General features: G+C 37.4%; 18 protein-coding genes and 2 tRNA genes. 7 read left to right on the top strand and 13 right to left on the bottom strand.

Going from position 1 to position 20670, the window contains the following annotated elements; translation table 11 throughout:
• Positions 1–19 precede the first annotated feature (19 nt).
• On the top strand, positions 20–718 hold the full coding sequence (locus tag ACKU4N_RS16740; protein ID WP_321318311.1) for an RluA family pseudouridine synthase: 699 nt from the start codon (positions 20–22) through the stop codon (positions 716–718).
• A gap of 71 nt (positions 719–789) precedes the next feature.
• Here the strand turns inward: ACKU4N_RS16740 and cdd are convergent, their stop codons facing one another.
• A complete protein-coding gene (cdd, locus tag ACKU4N_RS16735) occupies positions 790–1275 on the bottom strand; it encodes a cytidine deaminase (RefSeq protein WP_321318309.1) in 486 nt (161 codons plus the stop codon).
• Positions 1276–1592: 317 nt separating this feature from the next.
• Here cdd and ACKU4N_RS16730 point away from each other — a divergent pair, with 317 nt between their 5' ends.
• On the top strand, positions 1593–2528 hold the full coding sequence (locus ACKU4N_RS16730; RefSeq protein ID WP_321318307.1) for a glucosaminidase domain-containing protein: 936 nt from the start codon (positions 1593–1595) through the stop codon (positions 2526–2528).
• A 162-nt stretch (positions 2529–2690) separates the two neighbouring features.
• Here the strand turns inward: ACKU4N_RS16730 and ACKU4N_RS16725 are convergent, their stop codons facing one another.
• The 9 genes from ACKU4N_RS16725 to ACKU4N_RS16685 form a co-directional block, all read right to left on the bottom strand.
• The gene (locus tag ACKU4N_RS16725) at positions 2691–4475 is read right to left on the bottom strand and encodes an acyl-CoA dehydrogenase FadE (protein WP_321318304.1); all 1785 of its coding nucleotides are present in this window, start codon (positions 4473–4475) and stop codon (positions 2691–2693) included.
• 84 nt (positions 4476–4559) lie between these two features.
• Positions 4560–5735 (bottom strand): acetyl-CoA C-acyltransferase, encoded by a 1176-nt coding sequence (locus tag ACKU4N_RS16720; protein ID WP_321318302.1) that lies wholly within the window; start codon positions 5733–5735, stop codon positions 4560–4562.
• A gap of 31 nt (positions 5736–5766) precedes the next feature.
• Positions 5767–8169, bottom strand: coding sequence for a 3-hydroxyacyl-CoA dehydrogenase/enoyl-CoA hydratase family protein (locus ACKU4N_RS16715; RefSeq protein WP_321318299.1), 2403 nt, complete (start codon positions 8167–8169; stop codon positions 5767–5769).
• 21 nt (positions 8170–8190) lie between these two features.
• Complete coding sequence (locus ACKU4N_RS16710) at positions 8191–9960, bottom strand: AMP-dependent synthetase/ligase (protein WP_321318297.1); 1770 nt, start codon at positions 9958–9960, stop codon at positions 8191–8193.
• Between the two features lie 288 nt (positions 9961–10248).
• Positions 10249–11214 carry a methionyl-tRNA formyltransferase gene (fmt, locus tag ACKU4N_RS16705; RefSeq protein WP_321318295.1) on the bottom strand — a complete coding sequence of 322 codons (966 nt, stop codon included), beginning with the start codon at positions 11212–11214 and terminating at the stop codon, positions 10249–10251.
• A 6-nt stretch (positions 11215–11220) separates the two neighbouring features.
• A complete protein-coding gene (locus ACKU4N_RS16700) occupies positions 11221–11388 on the bottom strand; it encodes a DUF5522 domain-containing protein (RefSeq protein ID WP_180327393.1) in 168 nt (55 codons plus the stop codon).
• Position 11389: 1 nt separating this feature from the next.
• A complete protein-coding gene (locus ACKU4N_RS16695) occupies positions 11390–11860 on the bottom strand; it encodes a nuclear transport factor 2 family protein (RefSeq protein ID WP_321318292.1) in 471 nt (156 codons plus the stop codon).
• A complete protein-coding gene (locus ACKU4N_RS16690; protein WP_321318290.1) occupies positions 11853–13313 on the bottom strand; it encodes an LptF/LptG family permease in 1461 nt (486 codons plus the stop codon). The genes ACKU4N_RS16695 and ACKU4N_RS16690 overlap by 8 nt, the downstream gene beginning before the upstream one ends.
• A gap of 185 nt (positions 13314–13498) precedes the next feature.
• A complete protein-coding gene (locus ACKU4N_RS16685) occupies positions 13499–13873 on the bottom strand; it encodes an START-like domain-containing protein (protein WP_321318287.1) in 375 nt (124 codons plus the stop codon).
• Positions 13874–14241: 368 nt separating this feature from the next.
• Between ACKU4N_RS16685 and ACKU4N_RS16680 the strand changes: the two genes are divergently transcribed.
• From ACKU4N_RS16680 to tsaA, 5 genes are all read left to right on the top strand, one after another.
• A tRNA-Met gene (locus ACKU4N_RS16680) sits at positions 14242–14315 on the top strand.
• 389 nt (positions 14316–14704) lie between these two features.
• Positions 14705–14778, top strand: a tRNA-Met gene (locus ACKU4N_RS16675).
• A gap of 101 nt (positions 14779–14879) precedes the next feature.
• Entirely contained in the window at positions 14880–15392 is a 513-nt protein-coding gene (locus ACKU4N_RS16670; RefSeq protein ID WP_321318285.1) for a DUF4494 domain-containing protein, read from the top strand.
• A 297-nt stretch (positions 15393–15689) separates the two neighbouring features.
• Positions 15690–17102: an aspartate ammonia-lyase gene (aspA, locus tag ACKU4N_RS16665; protein WP_407937253.1), complete on the top strand. Its 1413-nt coding sequence runs from the start codon at positions 15690–15692 to the stop codon at positions 17100–17102.
• Between the two features lie 120 nt (positions 17103–17222).
• On the top strand, positions 17223–17720 hold the full coding sequence (gene tsaA, locus ACKU4N_RS16660) for a tRNA (N6-threonylcarbamoyladenosine(37)-N6)-methyltransferase TrmO (protein ID WP_321318281.1): 498 nt from the start codon (positions 17223–17225) through the stop codon (positions 17718–17720).
• Positions 17721–17860: 140 nt separating this feature from the next.
• Here the strand turns inward: tsaA and ACKU4N_RS16655 are convergent, their stop codons facing one another.
• The 3 genes from ACKU4N_RS16655 to ACKU4N_RS16645 are packed head-to-tail and all read right to left on the bottom strand — an operon-like array spanning position 17861 to position 20632.
• Positions 17861–18979, bottom strand: a complete 1119-nt coding sequence (locus tag ACKU4N_RS16655; protein WP_321318280.1) for a hydroxymethylglutaryl-CoA lyase-like TIM-barrel protein — start codon at positions 18977–18979, stop codon at positions 17861–17863.
• A 30-nt stretch (positions 18980–19009) separates the two neighbouring features.
• Entirely contained in the window at positions 19010–19315 is a 306-nt protein-coding gene (locus tag ACKU4N_RS16650) for a (2Fe-2S) ferredoxin domain-containing protein (protein ID WP_156195217.1), read from the bottom strand.
• Between the two features lie 57 nt (positions 19316–19372).
• Positions 19373–20632 (bottom strand): radical SAM protein, encoded by a 1260-nt coding sequence (locus ACKU4N_RS16645; RefSeq protein WP_321318278.1) that lies wholly within the window; start codon positions 20630–20632, stop codon positions 19373–19375.
• Positions 20633–20670 lie beyond the last annotated feature (38 nt).

Below are 20670 nucleotides of genomic sequence, written 5' to 3'. Positions count from 1 at the left end.
AAATAAATAAGGAGTACCAATGGCGAAAGAACAATTGGATATATTATTCGAAGACAATCATATAATTGCCGTAAATAAAAAGTGTGGTGATATTGTGCAGGGTGATAAATCGGGCGACGAACCTTTAAGTGAAAAGGTAAAAGCCTATATAAAGGAGAAGTACAACAAGCCCGGAGATGTTTTTTTAGGTGTACCACATCGTATCGACAGACCTGTTAGTGGTGTTATTGTGTTTGCTAAAACCAGCAAGGCTTTAACCCGTTTAAGTATGATGTTTCAGCAAAAGGATAAGGAAATCAGTAAAATATATTGGGCGATTGTTCAAAACTGTCCACGACTCGAGGAAGAAACATTAACTCATTACCTGTTGAAAAACGAGGAGAAGAACAAAACCAATGTTTTCGATAAATTGAAACACGGAGCTAAGGAAGCGACATTGGAATACAAGTTAATGACCCGTTCTCAGAAATATTTTATGCTTGAGGTGAAATTGCATACCGGGCGTCATCATCAGATTCGTGCGCAGCTAGCCAAAATTGGTGTTCCAATTCGCGGCGATTTAAAGTACGGAGCTCCACGATCTAAAACCGGCGGCGGAATTGGTTTGCATGCAAGGGAAATATCATTTATTCATCCGGTAAAACAAGAGCCGATTCGAATTGTTGCTCCTGTTCCAAAGAATGATAACCTTTGGAAGGAACTGGCGAATCAGCTGTAGATAAACCAACTCATATCTAAAAATACAATGGCTAAATCATAAGCAAGTGCAGATGATTTAGCCATTTTTTATTATTCATCCAGCATTTCTTTTTCAAAATACAAGGGAAGCATTTCTTTTATGGTTTCAACAATTCTGATCTTTTTCTCACCATACAAAATCAATTTGATAGGCTGATTGAATCTTTCTTCTGTTTCCAATAATACCTGTCGGCAAGAGCCACATGGAGGAATCGGATTTCCTGAAAATGAGCCATTGGTGCGTGCAGTAACTGCAATTGCTTTAACGGCTGAATAGGGAAATTTTGAATTGGCATAGAACATGGCAACACGCTCGGCACACAGGCCGGAAGGATAAGCTGAATTCTCCTGATTGTTACCTTGGATAATTTCATCGTTTTCGAGGAGAATGGCTGCACCGACACTAAATTTTGAATAGGGTGAATAGGAGCGGAGAGCTGCTTCTTTGGCATTTTTAACCAATTCTTGTTCTTTCAGAGGTAATTCGTTTACCGAATCGTATTCGAATACTGTTGTAATTATTTGGGTTTTCTTCATTGTTATTCTGTTTGCTCAGATTGTTTTACGAATTATTGGTATTCCTGCATAAAGAAATGGAAACTTGTTTCCATCCCGAATGGCAATTAAATCAATACTTTCTGAAATTTAAACATTTTTTCAATAATTATAATAAACAAGCAAGAATAGGCGTTTCCATACATCAGAAACAAATTGTTAATTAAATTAATTGTTTAAAGTAACGGAGGATAACAGGATTGTTATATTTTTATGGTTGTTTTGGAAATTGCGACTAATATATACATAAATAGATTGATTTCCCATTTTTCACACATGATTCAAAAAATCTAAACCGAATGAAGAGAGTTTTCCTATATATCGTACTGAGTTTTGTTCTTGGCACAACAGTTTTTGCAAAAGATTTAACCCGAAAGGAATACATCGAAAAATATAAAGATTTAGCCGTTCGTGAAATGCAGCGGACAGGAATTCCGGCTAGTATTACATTGGCTCAGGGATTGCTTGAATCCGGAAACGGCAATTCAATACTGGCTAAAAAGGGCAATAATCATTTCGGAATTAAGTGTCACGATTGGACCGGGCCGAGTATGAAAATGGATGATGACCGCAGAAATGAGTGTTTTAGAAAGTATGATCATGCCTATGATTCTTACAAAGATCATTCTCAATTTTTAACAACACGTTCGCGTTATGCGTTTTTGTTTAAGTACGATTCCAATGATTACAAACGCTGGGCTCATGGTTTAAAAAAAGCCGGATATGCTACCGATCCTCAGTATGCTCATCGATTGATAAAAATCATTGATGAGGAGAAATTGCATCAGCTGGACCAGAAAGGGAAAGGGGAAGATCTGATTATTGAAAGACCTACAGGAACAGATTTGGCAGATATTGATTCTTATTTGGAAATTGATCCATTTGGAGCACGATTGGAAATTGCGAATGGAATACATTATATAACCACTAAAAAAGGCGATACATTCTTTAGTATTGAGAAAAATTTAGGGGTAAACCGAAAGAAACTCTTAAAGTACAATGATCTTCCTAAGAATTATATTCTGCAGCTCGATCAACGATTGTATTTGCACAACAAGCGCGGAAGAGCAGCCAGAGGTTACAATTTTCATAGAGTGAAAGAAGGGGAAAGTTTGTATAGTATTGCTCAGGAATATGGGGTTCGATTGAAGAGTATCCGAAGATTTAATGGAGTAGATAAGAATTACAGGCCAGAGCCTGGAGAGAGAATCTGGCTAAGAAATAAAAAGCGATAAGTAATTAAATCCGGTTCGAAAGAACCGGATTTTTAATTGGTTAGGTTTCCTTTTTCGTTCTGCATAAATTTAAAATTTGTAAGGAAAAACAATATGGACTGTCAGTTGATGCAGGGGATATTTAGGTCAGGCTATTTCAGGAGAAGACAGAGTGATATTTTATCAGAAACAGTATCTATTCTCTTCAATCAATTTCTTAGCTATTAATCGTCTTTCATTTTTAGCATTCAGTCCCGGGTGTTTGGTGAATCGTTTCAAACCCAAAAGCATCATGCGCAAATCATCGCCCTGAGCGATTGCGTTTGCAGCATCCTTGGCATTTTTATGAATGCGATCGGCTGCATCGTAAAAGAAAAGCTTACTCATAGCAATTTGTTCAGCACATGCTTCTTCGCCTTTCAGTGCAATTAATTTCTTTACACGTAATAAGAGTGATTCGGATTGATAACAATCGATAATGATATCAGAAATATTCATTAATATTTCCTGCTCATCGCTCAATTTTTGCATGAACTTTTGAGCTGCTGCACCTGCAATCAGCAATGCACATTTTTTTAAACCTATAATCAATTTACTTTCCAGAGCCAATAAGCTGGTGTCTTCCTCACCAAAATCAGGAATAGACAGTAATTCTTTGGAAACATTCTGAGCTGCCGATAAAAGAGGCAATTCATTGTTGAAAGCTTTTCGCAGCAAGAAATCCACAGTCAGCATTCGGTTGATCTCATTGGTTCCTTCAAAAATCCGATTGATACGTGAATCGCGGTAAGCCCGCTCCATAGGAGCTTCGGAAGAGTAGCCCATTCCGCCGTAAATCTGAACACCTTCATCGGTTACATAGTCCAAAGCTTCGGATGCTGCCACTTTTAGAATGGCAGCTTCGGCGGCAAATTCTTTTTGAGCCTGAATAACAGCTTTTTCTTTCGGTATTCCTTCTTCAAGTAAATGAAGCATGGCATTTTGTATGTCGTTGCTGCAACGATAAATTGCCGATTCTACCGCGTAGGTTCTAGTTGCCTGTTCTGCAATTTTATATTGTATGGCACCAAAATTAGCAATCGCTTTCCCGAATTGGATTCGTTCATTGGCATAGTTTATCGAATATGTAATTATCTTTTTTCCAGCACCTAAAACGGCAGCGGCCAATTTTATTCTGCCATTGTTCAGAATATTTAAGGCGATTTTAAAACCTTCGCCCCGTTCGCCAAGCAGATTTTCCACAGGAACCTTACAATCTTCGAAAAACATCATACAGGTGGATGAGCCTTTAATGCCCATCTTTTTTTCTTCCAGTCCGAGTTTGATGCCGTTAAAAGTTTTCTCAACAATAAAGGCACTTAGGTTTTTATCGTCATCAATTTTGGCGAAAACAGTGTAGATATCCGCAAAGCCGGCATTGGTGATCCACATTTTTTGTCCGTTTAAAACATAGTGAGATCCGTCAGCCGAAAGGGTGGCTTTACTTTTTCCGGAATTGGCGTCGGAACCCGCTCCCGGTTCAGTTAAACAATAGGCTCCCTTGGCTTCACCGCTTGCCAGCAGTGGTAAATACCTTTCTTTTTGTTCTATGGTTCCGTAATACAAAATTGGAAGGGTGCCAATACCCACATGTGCGGCGTAGGCAACAGCAAAAGAGCTGTAGGTTCCCATAATTTCGGTACTAAGCATCGAGGTATTCAGATCCTGACCGAAACCACCGTATTCTTCCGGAACGGCAATGCCTAAAAGACCAAGTTCTCCGGCTTTGTCCATTAAAGAGGTCATTAATCCTTCTTTCTGATTGTCGATTTCATCCAACAGAGGGAGAATTTCTTTTTCTTGAAAATCATGACAAGTTTCCATGATCATTTTTTGTTCTTCCGAAATTTCTTCCGGAATAAAAATATCCTGAGGACTGGTTTCTTTCACTAAGAATTGTCCGCCTTTTACTGTTTTTATCTTTTCCATATTGTTTCAATTTACGGTTAGCAGTAAACAGTGAAGGCTGTTTTTTTTGAATTTACTTTCACCTTTTACCTTATTCCTTTTTCCTTACAATAACTCAAAAATTCCGGCAGCACCTTGTCCTGAACCAACACACATGGTAAGCATGCCGTATTTTTGCCTGCGTTTTTTCATTTCATGAAGCAGTTGAACAGATAATTTTGTACCTGTGCAGCCAAGAGGATGCCCAAGAGCAATGGCACCACCATTTACATTAATGATATCAGGATTCAGATTTAGTTCTTTTATCACGGCCAGAGCTTGTACCGCGAAGGCTTCATTCAACTCAATCTGCTCTATCTGCTGCATCGATAAACCTGAGCGCTTTAAAACTTTTGGGATAGCCTCTACCGGACCAATTCCCATGTATTTTGGTTCAACCCCGGCAACAGAATAGGAAACAAAACGGGCTATTGGTTCTACATTTAGCAGTTTCAGCATTTTTTCGGATACCACCAAAACAAATGCTGCACCATCCGAGGTCTGCGATGAGTTGCCTGCGGTAACACTTCCCCCCTGAGCAAAAACAGGTCTTAATTTACTTAAGACCTCTTCTGTTGTTCCCAATCTAGGTCCTTCGTCCACATTAATAATGTGTTCTTTGGTTTGTGCTTTGTCCTGTCCATTTACAAAAGTCTCCAGCACGTGAATGGGAACAATTTCGTCCGAAAAACGATTATGAGCCTGTGCTTCCAGCGCTTTTCGGTGAGAGTGAAATGCAAATTCATCCTGCTCTTTGCGGGATATGTTGTATTTCACCTGCAGGGCTTCAGCTGTAATTCCCATGTTCCAGTACCAATCGGGATGAGTTTTGGCAATTCCAAGATTCGGCACCAAGCGCCATCCGCCCATCGGCATTAAGGACATCATTTCAACACCACCGGCAAAGATACAATCAGCCAGACCGGCCTCAATTTTCGAAGCGGCAATGGCAATGCTCTCCAAGCCCGAAGAACAATAGCGGTTCACGGTCATTCCAGGAACCAGCACATTGTCCAATCCCAATAAGGCAATCATACGGCCAACATTTAATCCCTGTTCTGCCTCAGGAGTTGCATTTCCAACAATCACATCATCTACCATTGCTGCATCTAAATTTGGCACCTCTTTCAGGATGTGCTGAACTACCTGGGCTGCCATATCATCCGGACGAATAAATCTCAGATTTCCTTTTTTTGCTTTGCCTACAGGGCTTCGGTAGGCAGCTACTATGTATGCATTCATATTTTTGCTTTTTGTTGTGAGTACCGGGTGTTTAGTTTCGAAGAATTGTGCCTTTTTGCAAGAGACTTTGCATTCGTTCCATGGTTTTCTTTTGCTGGCATAGTTTTACGAAAGCAATGCGTTCCAGATTTAGCATATAGTTCTCAGAAACTTCTGTTGGTTCACTCAGTTCTCCTCCACTCAATACTTTTCCAAGTTCAATGGATAGATATTTATCGTACTCCGAAATGTAATTGCCAACCTCCATACCGTCTGCTCCAGAATAAACCAAAGCCAGTCCTTCAGAGCCTAACACTAAAATATCTTTGGTTGGCAGGGGAGGAGTGTAGCCTTTTTCGCACATTAATAAAGCTGTTTTTTTAGCGTAAAGTAATTGATGTTTTCTGCTGACAATTACTTCATCTGCGTCTTTTCGCAGATATCCCAATTCGAAGGCCTCATAGCCTGATGTTGATACTTTTGCTTGTCCGATAGTCAAGAATTTATCCCTGAATCGGTTGGTTCTGATATCGTCTGCAACCATTTCTTTCGACAGGCGACAGGCAAATTCTTTAGTGCCACCACCAGCAGGAATTACGCCTACGCCCAATTCAACCAATCCCATATAGGTTTCGGCATGGGCAATTACCTTATCGCAGTGCATGCAAACCTCGCATCCGCCGCCAAGAGTCATTCCATGTGAAGCCGCAATCACCGGAACCGATGCATATTTTAGTTTCAGCATGGTATTTTGAAAGGTTCTAACAACTAGGTCCAGTTCTTCAAGCTCCTGTTCGATTGCAAGCATAAATACCAGGCCGATATTTGCTCCTGCCGAGAAATTTTCTCCTTCGTTGGAAATAATGAGCGCTTTGTATTCCGTTTCGGCCAGCTCAATGGCTTTGTTAATTCCCTGAATAATTTCACTGCCAATGGTATTCATCTTGGTGTGAAATTCCAGATTAATTATGCCATCACCCAAATCGATAATGCTGCATCCTTCATTGCTCCAGATACTGTTAGTAGGGCGAAGATTGTTGAGTACTACCAATTCTTCCGTTCCCGTAATAGTTTTGTAAGACTGAGAGCCAATCTCAAAGAATTGCTTGTTGCCATCTTTCAGTTGATAAAATGGCAAGTCATTCTCAGCCATTCTGTAAATCCAATCTGCAGGTTTGTATCCCAATTCTTCCATCAAGGGAATGGTTTTTTTCCATCCCAGAGCATCCCAAATTTCGAATGGCCCCATTTCCCAAGCAAAACCGGTACATATGGCGTCATCTATTTTGTAAATTTCATCTGCTGTTTCGGGGATTCGGTTCGATACATAGGCAAATAAGCCCAAAAATAATTTGCGGTAGAATTGACTGACTTTCCCTTCTCCTTTTAACAGCAATTTAAATCGGTTTTTGAGATGAGGAATGGCTTTGGCTGTTTCAAATTCTGCAAATTTTATTTGTTGTTTGGTTTGATATTCAAAGTTGGATAGGTTTAGACTAAGGATTTCACTAATTCCATCTTCATTTTTAATCTTTTTATAAAAACCTTGTCCTGTTTTTGATCCCAGCCATTGGTTTTCCATTAATTTTTGAATGAAGTCAGGAATCTCAAAAACATCTTTTGATTCATCATGAACAAGTGCTTTCTTCAGATTTTGAGCTACAAGTATTAAAGTATCCAAACCAACAACATCGCAGGTTCGGAATGTGGCAGATTTTGGTCTTCCGATAATCGGGCCGGTCAATTTATCTATTTCTTCCACCGAAAGGTCGAATTCTTTCATCAGATGAAAGACCGACATCATGGAATACACTCCAATTCTGTTGGCAATAAAGGCAGGTGTATCTTTACAAATCACAACTGATTTGCCCAAGTGTCTTTCTCCAAATTCAGTGAGGAAATCAATTACTTCCTGTGATGTGTATTTTGAAGGTATAATCTCTAAAAGTTTTAAATATCTTGGCGGGTTAAAAAAATGTGTGCCGCAGAACGATTGTTTAAAATCATCCGATCTACCTTCCAAGAGCATTCCAATTGGTATTCCTGATGTGTTGCTTGTAATTAAAGAAGCTGGTTTTCTATATTCCTCAATGCGGGCATATAATTTTTGTTTGATTTCTAAATTTTCGATGATTACTTCTATAACCCAATCACAATCTTCGATACGATAAAGATCATCTTCAAAATTTCCCGTCAAAATCCGCTTTGCAAAACTCTTCAGATACAAAGGGGCTGGGGTCATTTTAATTGTTTTGGCAAGCATTTGGTTTACAATTCTATTTCTCACTTTAGGATGGTTAAGAGAGAAACCTGCCTTTTCTTCATCAGTATTTAATTCTTTTGGAGGCATGTCCAACAAAAGAACTTCTACACCAATATTTGCAAAATGACAAGCAATTTGGGCACCCATAACACCGGCTCCCAAAACGGCAACTTTCCTTATTTTACGATGCATATATAGTATTTTAAGTATGTGTTAGGAATAAATTTCTTCAATTATTAATTGATATTTATTTTTTAAAACGGTACGTTTTAGTTTTAGAGTAGGTGAGAGTTCTCCTGTTTCAGGAGACCAAACATCAGCAACCAATCTGAAACTTTTAATTTTTTTAGGACGATCCAGGTTGTCATTCATTTTTTGAATTTCTTTCCAGAAACGAACTTGAATCTTTTGATTGTAAATGATTTGATCAGCACTCTCAAATGGGATTCTTTTGCGTCTGCAATATTCTTTTAGAAATACAAAGTCGGGAGAAATGATTACTGAAGGGAATCTTTTAAATTCACCACAAACAATACTTTGATCAATAAAAGGAGATTCTTTAAGTTTGTTTTCAATTTCCTGAGGAGCAATATATATTCCTCCCGATGTCTTGAACATTTCCTTTTTTCGATCGGTGATTTTTAAAAAACGACTATCTTCCCAACAACCAATATCTCCCGTATGAAACCAAGCATCTTCGTCGAGAACTTCCTTTGTCAATTCTGGATTTTTGTAATAGCCAAGCATTACGTTTGGCCCGCGAACCAAAATCTCACCATCTTCAGCAATTTTAACTTCTACACCTTTTAATACTGGTCCAACGGTACCGAATTTTACATCCGGATAACAATTTTGATTTGCAGAGATAATGGGTGATGTTTCTGTCAGTCCATATCCTTCTTGAACAGGAATTCCCGCAGCCCAAAAAAGCCGCTCTAAACGAACTTGTAATGGGGCACCTCCGGAGCACATGAATTTGATATTTCCACCTAAGGCTTCCTGCCACTTGTTAAAAACCAGTTTGCGGGCTATTTTTAATTTGAATTCATACCACCAGCCATTGGCTCGGTTCAACTCATATCTTTGTCCCAGATTAACAGCCCACAAGAAAATTGTTTTCTTGAAAAATGGTAAGCTTTTTCCTTTTGCCATGATTTTATCATATACTTTTTCGAGTACACGAGGAACAGTAGCAAAACCATGAGGCTTTAGTTCGCGCAAATTGTCACCAATAGTATCCATACTTTCGGCGTAGTAAATGCTAATTCCTTTGTATTGGTATTGGTAATTTACCATTCGTTCGTAAACATGATTAATTGGTAGGAAACTCAAGGTTTTGTGAGATGAATTTAAATTTAAGCTGGCAGCAGATGCCAAAACATTGCTTATGAAATTGTTGTGAGAAAGCATAACACCTTTAGGATTTCCTGTAGTTCCGGATGTATAAATGATGGTTACTAAATCATCTGGTTGAATGCTATCTTTTATTGCCAGCAGCTTTTTTTGCATTATGTTTTCAGCCTTTTCGCCTCTTTCCAGCAGAGTACTCCAGTGAGTCACCGATTTTATTTTTTCAAATGAATACACAAATTTTATTGATGGATGATTGTTTAGAAGAGGTGCAATTTTTTCATATAAAACATGATCAGCTACAAAAATGGCTATAGGCCGACATTGCAGAATAATATAATCATAACTTTTGGTGTTTATTGTTGGATATAATGGTACATGAACAGCACCAATTTGTGCCAGACCCATATCAACAAAATTCCATTCTGGTCTGTTATTGGTTATTGTAATAACGCAATCATTCTTTTTAATTCCATTTTCCAGCAGAGCATAGCTTATATAATCCGAATATGTAAGGTATTGCTCAGTTGAAAACGGTATCCATTCGTCTTTTTCCTTTTTGGCAAAGGCATCTCTTTTGTCCGGAAAGTTTTTCCTGTAATTTTCTAGTAAATCAAAAATGCGCGTTACCATAAATTATAAGTTTATGCAGGTAAGATATTATAGCATATCAAAATGTAAAATTGGCACATGATGAGGCACAAATGAATATACTCTCTATGTATAAGAGGTGAGAGGATGAGGAAGTTATTCTGGCAGTAGAATGAAAATATTCTAATTGTAAATTGTTCTTGTTAAGAACCAAATTAGAGTTATATAAAATTTACGAAAAGGTTTTCGGAAATAAAAGAATAATTGGTGAGTTTTCTTTTTTAATTGGTGAGCATAAAAAAAGGAAGCTGTAAACAGCTTCCCTGTATATTATAAATGATAGTTCTTTATTTGTTGAAATCCTCGGAGAAAATCTTCAGTTTTCATCCGTTTTTTGCCAGCTTGCTGAAGCATTTTGATGGAAATGAAACCTCCTTTTACAGCTACCTTTAAATAGGATTTGCCATCGGTAACGATACGGCCAATTTCTTCACTGTGATTTGTTTTTTCTTTTTCTGTTGTGAAAACTTTAAGTCCAATTGCTTTTCCTGTTTCATTAGGAATTAACTCGGTCCATGAAGCCGGGTAAGGACTTAAGCCACGAATCAAGTTATGGATTGAGTCTAAATCTTTAGTCCAATCTATTTTACAATCTTCTTTGAAAATTTTTGGTGCCGATTTTAATGTAATTACTTCATCGGATAAACTTTCCTGAGGAATTTGAGGATATTCTCCGGTTTCTATAGCATGAACGGTTTTAACAACCAATTCAGAACCAACAGTCATTAATTTATCATGAATAACTTCTACGTTATCATTATCTCCAATCGAAATTTTTTCCTGAAACAGGATGTTACCAGTGTCAATTTTATGCTGAAGCAGAAAGGTTGAAACACCAGTTTCTTTATCTCCATTGATGATAGCCCAATTGATTGGAGCAGCACCTCTGTACTGAGGAAGAAGTGATGCGTGAAGGTTTAACGTTCCGTATTTTGGCATGTTCCACACCATTTCAGGAAGCATTTTAAATGCAACCACCACTTGAAGGTCAGCTTTTAAGGCTTTTAATTCCTGCAGAAATTCTTCATTTCGAAATTTCTCTGGCTGAAGGATTTTCAGTCCTTTTTCTACTGCGAATTTTTTAACCGCAGCTTCCTGAATTTGTTGACCTCTGCCGGCAGGTTTGTCAGGGTTTGTAATTACACCGACAACATTGCATCCTGCATTTAGTAAGGCTTCAAGAGGAGCAACGGCAAATTCGGGTGTCCCCATGTATACAATTCGAAGTTTATTCATAGTTCCTTACTCTTTTAATGTTCTGTTTCCTTTGTTGTGTTTTGGAAAATAGGGGCAGTTTTTGCATCCGTTTCCACAGCAATATCCTCTCTCTGTCAAATACTTTTTAGAAAGTATCCGATATCCATCCGGACTCATTGTATAATCTATATCTGGTTTTAAGTCGTCGAACATGCTATTCTTGATTGATTAGTAAAAATTCGTTCATCTTTTCATTCTTAATAGTGACTGACAGATGATAATGTGAAATTTTAAGTTCTCCATTTTCAAGAACAATTACGCCTGATCCCCGACAAACGCCCATCCATGTATTTAGTAATTCATCAAACCAGATGGTTTTGTTATCGTCGGAGAAATATATTTGTCGGTCGAAAGGTTTAAAATCCCAGGTTTTTCCTTTTAAAAAGTGTGGTTCGCAGAATGTGAAAAATTCTTTTTTAGTCCAGCGTTCGCCTGCATCTGTGCCAATATAAATGGCATTTTCACTCATCATATCAAAATAGGATGTTAATTCTGCCTCAGCTGCAGCTTTGTGCCATTTATTAATGAATTCATCTACTTCCTTATTCTGAGGCAGCACTGATGTGGTACACGAATTCGATATAAGAATAAAAAGTAATCCTAAAATGATGAATAGTTTATACATGTTTTTTCTTGAAAAAATTCAAAGGATTGATTTTCTTAAAGAAATCAATATAATTCTCAATATTGAATACAGTAGAGTCGGTTGTCGCTTTATAAGTCAAAATTATTCCCAAAGGCAACACGATAAATGAAGACATCCACATGCCCCAAACCGGCTCAAGAACCAACTCTTTTGAAAAGCGTTCTGCTGTCATCGAAATGATATAGTAAATAATAAAAAACAAAATGGAGATGATTACCGGCAGACCCAATCCTCCTTTGCGGATAATGGCTCCAAGAGGTGCTCCAATAAAGAAAAAGATAAAGCAGGCAAAAGGCAATGTGAATTTACGATGCCATTCGTTGGTGTATTTTCTGATCCATTTAATTTGGCCGGAAAATTCGCCATCTTTTCTGGAAATATTTTCACGGGCCTTTCTGCTTTTGTTTAAAGCATAACTAATTGTAGTAAGTTTTTTTGATGGGGAAAGTTTATTGAACAAAGAGTCAGCATCTTTTATCTTTTCTGTAATTAAGATCGATTTAATTGAGTCTTTTAACAGGCTCTTAGGTTCTTTTTGAAAATAATGCCTGGCAAGCAAATTTTTAGTAAAGTTATCTTTATCTTTTTTTAGGTTAAGCTCAAGGGAGTCTTCCTGATTTATCAATTGTCCCAAATTCAGCATTCTATAACTGGTTTTGTAAACATTTTCGTCAGTTCTCTTTAAATCTGTACCCGGCAACGAAATATTTTGCTTAAATACTCTGAATTTTATTCTTCGGGACGGATGATTTTTGTTTCTGTTTCGGGGTTTTTGTTTTACTTCCTGATAAATATTACCACTATAAAGCGTAAGATTCATAGTTAGCTTGTCAGCTGAAGTTACCATAGTCCCCGAATCGGCTACAGTTACATCTGTATTGCCTAGATTTTCACGATGATCATAAATCAAAAGATCATACATCATTCCCGTATTTTTATCTATTTTGCCAACTTTAACACTAAATTTTGGTAAGTCGTTGGTAAAAATTCCCTCTTTAAGAATTAATTCAGGGTTTTGTCTTTTGATATCACGAAGTAAGGTTGTTGTTTTAAGGGAAGCAATGGGCATTATGTTGTTGGAGAAATAAAACGCACCTAAACTAATTATGATAATTAGGATAGTTAATGGTTTCATAATCCTTTGCAAGGATATTCCTGCCGCTTTCATTGCTATAAGTTCGTAATTCTCACCCATATTCCCGAAGGTCATTATGGAGGCTAATAAAATAGCTAAAGGAAGTGCCATTGGGACTAAAGTCGCCGAAACATAAAATAGAAATTCTGCAATAACAGTCCAGTCAAGGCCTTTTCCTACCAATTCATCTATGTAACGCCATAAAAATTGCATGAGTAAAACAAACATGCAGATAAAAAAGGTAAATGCCAGAGGCCCTAAAAAGCTTTTTAAAATAAATGAATGCAATCTTTTCATTCCTTGCCATTTTGGTTGATAAATGGAATCTAAAATATCTTTCAACCAGATTAGTAAATCATGTTTGTTGAAACTTCACAATTTGTTCCATACAAAACAAGACCAATAACACGATTTGACTGGTCTTGATGAGTACAAAAATAAGGTATTTTAATTAGGTTTTGTAAATGTGGAGTATTAAAAAATTAGATACCCAAAACTTGTTTTAGTTCTGAAATCTGTGAATCCCATAATTCAATTCCCTCTTCAACTTCATCTTCTTCGGCGTAATCAGTGATAATTAAGGATAAATCGTTGGTTAGAGCATCTATTTCAATCTTGAATTCGAAGAAACTTTCATCGTCTTCGCTGTCCAGCCAATGAAAACGAATCAGGCGATTGTCTTTTTTTTGAATTAATTCTGCTTGTTGTTCGGAGCCTTCCCAAATAAAAGTAAAAATTTTTCCTTTCTGATTAACATCATCAGCAAACCATTCTGATAATCCACTGGCACTGCTTAATCTATCGTAAATTACTTTTGGTGAGGCATGGAGCACATATTCGAGTTCAAATTGTTGCATTGGACGGGCTTTGAATTAGTAAAATAATTAGATGTAAATATGTAAAAACCATTTATACAAGTCTATAGCTTTTTCATATAACCCAAAATACTGGATTTTTTCTAACTAAAAACGTGAATTGTAAGTTACTACTGAAATTTTTCGCAAGATACTTAAGAATATGGAATAAAAAAAAATAGGATTAAAACTTACCGGATTTTCATATTGTTTAGTATTTCTTTATTTGTCAAAAGTTTAATTTCAGTAATATAAGGAAAATTTAAGAAATAAAATTTAGAGATTACAATTCTAAACTTTTTAGAAAAAAATGGGTGAAGATTTTTTTTAAATGAAAAAGGATTTTATATTTGCACCTCGTTAGAAAAAACGGCGAGGTAGCTCAGCTGGTTAGAGCGCGTGATTCATAATCACGAGGTCGGCGGTTCAAGCCCGCCTCTCGCTACAAAAAGGGAATGACTGAAGAGTTATTCCCTATATTTTTGATTGAAATTTGGAGTCAAATGGGCTTTGATTTTGATATATTCATAGTCTTCGAAAACTCATTTGAATCAGGATATTTAGATATTTATTGGGAGGAGGCTGTTTTACGATCAAGTTGTGGCAGCAACACCGCTTTTACATATTAAATTGAGTCTGATTTGGCCTGATTTTTTCCCCTTGAGTAAGTATTATTTGCTTTTTTGAAAAAAAATAAAATAAATTTTAAGTGTAATATTTCTGTAATTGAGATAGTTTGCCATATTAATACCGAAGCTTGATTCAATTTCCAATAAAAAGATTTTTTTTAGAACTAAAATGCAATTATATTTGCACCGCAATCCAGCAAAAAATGGCGAGGTAGCTCAGCTGGTTAGAGCGCGTGATTCATAATCACGAGGTCGGCGGTTCAAGCCCGCCTCTCGCTACAAAAGGGAATAACTGAAAAGTTATTCCCTTTGTTTTTTTAATCAGACTAAAATTAGCGGATGATTATTTTATCTTTGTTAATCAAAAAAAATAATAGAATATGATGACAAATAATTGGTTCGAGTGCAAAGTAAAATATGTGAAAATTGATGAAGCATCTGGCAAGGAAAGAAAGGTGTCTGAGCCATATTTGGTAGATGCAGTGTCTTTTACTGAGGCAGAAGCAAGGATTCACAAAGAATTGGAACAAATGATTAGCGGAGATTTTAACGTTACAAACATCAGTAAATCGAATGTTACAGAATTGTATCCAAACGAGAATGGTGATCGCTGGTTTAAGGCGAAGGTTTCTTTTGTAGATGTTGATGAAGCTTCTGGGAAAGAGAAAAAAGCGACTCAGTATATGCTCACTCAGGCCAGTAATGTAAAACAAGCATACGAGTTTTTGGAAGAGTGTTTAAGCACTATGATTGTACCGTATGAAATTCCTGCAATTTCAGAAAGTCCATTAATGGATGTATTCCCATATTTTAGCGGCGAACTTAATGAAGAGATTCCTGCACATTTAAAACCGATTGCAGAAATGGAAACAAATGGTGACGAATTTGAATAGATCAGATTTTTCTGATCTTGGTTTTTATCGAAAACGTTTGTTTCTGTTTAAAAACATGAGTTATTTTGTGAGTTAAGTTTAGTAAAACCCTGTTTTGTGTGGTGAAAGTATCGCAAAGACAGGGTTTTATGTATTGATGTATTGTGGCTGGTAATTTTCTTTTAATTCTTGGTTTAAATTTGATTCTTGTTTTACATTTGTGCTTTATAAACAAACACTAATTTACACGGATTTAACAATTTTGGTTTCTATAAAGTTTAATCTTTAGAGATGCGATATTGTTGAAAAATCAAACGTATTATAATGATTACAAGAAGAGAACACGATCTTATTGGGTACAAAGATGTACCAAAAGATGCCTATTATGGTATTCAAACCTTGCGTGCAATAGAAAACTTTAACATTTGTGGTGTAAAGTTAAGCTCTTATCCTAAGTTTATTAAAGCTTTGACTATGGTGAAGTGGGCTGCGGCAAAGGCAAATAATGAACTGGGTTTACTTTCTTCGGAGTTAACTGATGCAATTACAAAATCTTGCGAGGAATTAATAGATGGTAAGTTTCATGATCAATTTCCTGTTGATATGATTCAGGGAGGAGCAGGAACGTCAACCAATATGAATGTTAATGAAGTAATTGCCAACAGAGCATTGGAAAAATTGGGTTATGATAAAGGGGAGTACGATTACTGTCATCCAAATAATCATGTGAATTTATCGCAGTCTACAAACGATGCTTATCCAACAGGAATTAAAATAGGTTTGATTTTGATGAATGAGGATTTGATAGAAAGTCTGAAAAAATTGATTGCTTCATTTCGTGCAAAGGGAGTTGAGTTTAATGATGTTTTAAAAATGGGACGTACTCAGCTTCAGGATGCTGTGCCTATGACTTTGGGACAGGAGTTTGAAGCTTGGGCAGCTAATTTGGAAGAGGAAATTGAGAGGTTGAATCAGAATGCCAAATTGTTTCTTGAGGTTAATATGGGAGCCACTGCAATTGGAACAGGTATCAACTCAGAACCTGAATATTCAGGAAAATGTGTGAGCCAATTGTGTGAAATTTCAGGATTGAATATTGTTTTGGCAGGAAATTTAATTGAAGCAACGCCAGATACAGGATCGTACGTAATGTACTCATCGGCTGTAAAGCGATTGGCGATTAAGTTATCTAAAATATGTAATGACTTACGTTTGCTTTCGTCTGGACCTCGTTGCGGGTTCAATGAAATTAATCTTCCTAAAATGCAGCCTGGTTCTTCTATTATGCCGGGAAAAGTAAATCCTGTTATTCCTGAAGTTGTTAATCAGGTAGCTTATAAGGTAATTGGGAATGATTTGACAGTGACATTCGCTGCAGAAGCTGGGCAATTGCAATTGAATGTAATGGAACCGGTAATTGTTCGTTCTCTTTTCGAGTCGATGGAGATGCTGATAAACGGGATGGATACTTTAAAAGAACGATGCATTGATGGTATTACGGCTAATGTTGAGCATTGTAAAGAGATGGTTTTGAATAGTATCGGAATCGTTACTGCTGTAAATCCGACATTAGGTTACGAGGCGTCTTCACGAATTGCGAAACGTGCCCTAAGCGAAAACAGAAGTGTTTATGATTTAATTCTTGAAGAAGGATTATTGACAAAAGATAAACTAGACGAAATTCTTTCTCCGGAAAGGATGATTAAGCCTCGGAAATTTGTAGAAGCTTAAACAACAATACTCTTCATAAGAGTTCTTGGCGCACTAAAGAGGTTGCTTCGTTTATCGGGGGCAACCTCTTTTATTTTGGTGAGAATTGTTAATTTTAGTGTTCATTTTAAAATTGTTACGATGTCAGAAATTAAATTTGAAACCATAGGAACTATCCGAACTTCATATAAAACCCTTGAAAACATGCCGATACAGCCAATGGGAGCGAAGGGGGTGAAGGCCAGTGTTGAATTAAAATCTGAATTTGTTGATGGATTAAAAGATTTGGAGGAGTTTTCTCATATTACTTTGCTTTACCATTTGCATAAAGTAACAGATTACAAATTAAGAGTAATCCCCTTTATGGATACAGAAGAGCATGGTGTTTTTGCAACCCGTTCGCCTCGCAGACCAAATGCAATTGGTATTTCAACGGTAAAATTGATAAGTATAGATGGGAATATTCTTCATGTTGAGGATGCGGATGTTTTGGATGGCACACCTTTGTTGGATATTAAACCATTTTTTGGACAGTTTGATAATCGCGAAAATATAAAATCCGGTTGGTTAGATCGGAAATGGGATGAAAAGCACAAAACATTGAAATCTGATGAACGTTTTAAAACATCAATGGACTAGATGGAGATTTTTTAATCAGAAATAAAAAACTGCCAGGCTTCCTGTAAAAAGGAAGTTTGGCAGCAACCTAATTTACCACATATTACCACAGAATTGACTTTTGAATGTTTGTTTTGTGATTTGGTCTTTTTGTGTTGAAATTAATTAGAGCAGCAAAATAAGTTATTGTATAATTGTTGTAATTCATTCCTGTTTAGTCCTGATTTTTTTCTGGCTGAGAGCTTTTTTACAGATTCAATAAATAATTGACTTTGCTTGTTGTTTAAATGAATTCCCATTTCTTTTAAGGTATCTTTTAGAACAGCCAAACCGGAATGTTTACCTATAATAAATTGACTTTTTCGTCCGATTAAATGTGGATCAAAAGCATGATAACTCATTGGATCCTTGAGAAGGCTGTTGCAATGAATTCCAGATTCGTGGCAGTAAATTTTTTTGCCCGAGATGGGTTTGGATTCGGAGTTTCTTCGTCCGGAAGCCATTTCTACAAATTCGCAAAGCTGAATACAGCTTTTTAAATTAATTCCACTGGATTCGGAAAGTGAAAATGCCATAGCCGCCACAACTTCTTCTAAGGCGGCATTGCCAGCCCGTTCTCCAAGACCGTTCACGGTTACAGAAACGGCATTGGCTCCTGCACTTAAAGCGGCAATGGTATTGGCTGTTGCCATTCCCAAATCGTTGTGAGCGTGAAATTCCAATTCTGTTCCGTCTAAACAATGTTGATATCTTTCAAACAGTTTTTGCACCGACATGGGGTTCATAATGCCTACCGTATCAGCCAGTCGAATTCGATTCACCTTTAGCATTTCAGCAGCAAAAACAAAATCATCAAGCAAATCGGTTTGGCAACGGGAAGCATCTTGTGCACCGACAGCAACGAATCCAAACATATTTTGAGCTTGTTTAACTATTGTTGATAAGGTGCCAAGCATCCAATTCCGGTCTTTTCCAATCGATGCCAGATGAATTGCTGAAACCGGGAAAGAGATATTGATTCTTGAAACACCCGTTCGGGCAGCGGCCTGCAGATCGTTCGTGCAGGCCCGCGCCCAACAGGTGGCATTGAAACGAAATCTTTGATCGTTGATGATTCTAATGTCTTCTTCATCCGCTAAGGAAATGGCGGGTGTTCCTATTTCCGATTCTTTTACACCAGCCTCATCCAGTAAAGCAGCAATTTTTAGCTTTTCTTCAAGAGAGAAAACAACTCCAGGTGCCTGTTCTCCATCGCGAAGAGTGGTATCGATGATGTGCATGGTGTTTTTTATTAAAGAGTTATACGTAATCTATTCGGCAATTAAATATTCGGTAACAGCTTCGCCTTCTTCCAAAGCATCCAGAATTTCATCAATTCGATCCGGTGTTACGCCTCCATACCATAGGTTGTTTGGATGAACTACCATTACCGGACCTTGTGAGCAAACATTTAGGCAGCCGGTGGTTGAAACTGTCGCGTCTATACCTCTGTCTGCACATTCTTCCATAAGATATTGAACCATGTCTACTGATCCGTTTTTATTGCAATATCCTTGCGCTTCTCCTGCAATTCGAAATGAATTGCAAACTAAAATGTGAAATTCAGGTTTCTTCATGATGATAAAGATTTTATGTGTTTTTAATTGATCATTTGAATTTTTGTTGTTGTTTTATCAACCGCATCCGGTAGCAGAACCAGTACATCCTGTTCCACATTTTGTCATTTCGGTTTTGCAGAGCGAACGAAGTTCGGTGCCTTTGTAAACAGAATCCAAGCCTTGGTCGATTAGTCCGCTCATCTCGATGATTTTAATTCCGCTTCGACCTAGAATACCTGCTGGTTTTTTGCCGATTCCTCCAACTAAAATTGCTCTGCAGTCAGCCAAAGTTTCCGCTAGTTTTTCCCAACGGGAATCGCCTTGACCAGTGTCGGGAGTTGCCCTAACATTTACCAGTTTGTATCCTTTGGGTGTTTCCCTGAAAACGTGAATTCGATCTGCTTCGCCCAAATGTTGATTCACCAAAATTCCTTCCATAGAGGTGACTGCAACACAAGGTCTTTCTTCTCCTTTTTCAACTGTAAGAAGAGCTGTTTCGGAAAGTAACTTGGCGGCTTCTGCAGAATCTTTTCCGAGTAATCCTGCCGCATCGGCTCTGCATCGTGCGCAATGAGACATCGGAGGAAGAAACACTTCTACTTTTTTACGTAAGGATTTCATAAAATCAGGAGTAGGTTCCTCCATGTGTTCCATGGCGGTATCTTTTACCGGAAACAATGGAATTGTATTCATTAAATCCACTCCAAGTGATGCAATTTTTTCTGCAATTTCTGCAATTTCATGATCGTTGATTCCCGGCATTATAATAGTATTTACCTTTACAGTAATGCCGGCTTCCTTTAGTTTGGTTATTGCTTCCAATTGTCTTTTAAGTAGATATTCTCCGGCTTGCGCTCCAAAATATCCTCTTTTGTCGTGTCGTACCCAACTGTAAACTTTTGCCAAAGTTTCGGGACGCAGGCTGTTCAAAGTGATTGTAACATGTGATACGTCCAGCTCTTTTAATTCATCGATATAAGGGGCTATATTTAAGCCATTTGTAGATAGGCAAAGCAGCATATCCGGAAAGTTATCCCGAACCAAATGAAGCGTTTTCATGGTTTGGGTAGGATTGGCAAAAGGATCGCCAGGTCCTGCAATTCCAACCACTTTAAGCTCCGGCATTATTTTCACCAATTTAATAAGATAGCTTAAGGCTTGATCGGGTGATAAAACGCTGCTGGTAACTCCGGGTCTGCTTTCGTTTACACAGTCGAATTTTCGATTGCAATAGTTGCATTTCACATTACAAGTTGGAGCTACGGGCAAATGTACCCGGGCATATTTATGATGTGCGTCTTTGTTGAAACAAGGATGAGTTGATAAATCTTTCATGATGCGACTTTTATGTGAGATTTCTTAACTTTTATTAA

Source organism: Labilibaculum sp., from assembly GCF_963664555.1.
Lineage (GTDB): Bacteria > Bacteroidota > Bacteroidia > Bacteroidales > Marinifilaceae > Labilibaculum.
This window is presented reverse-complemented; position numbering and strand designations above follow the sequence as displayed.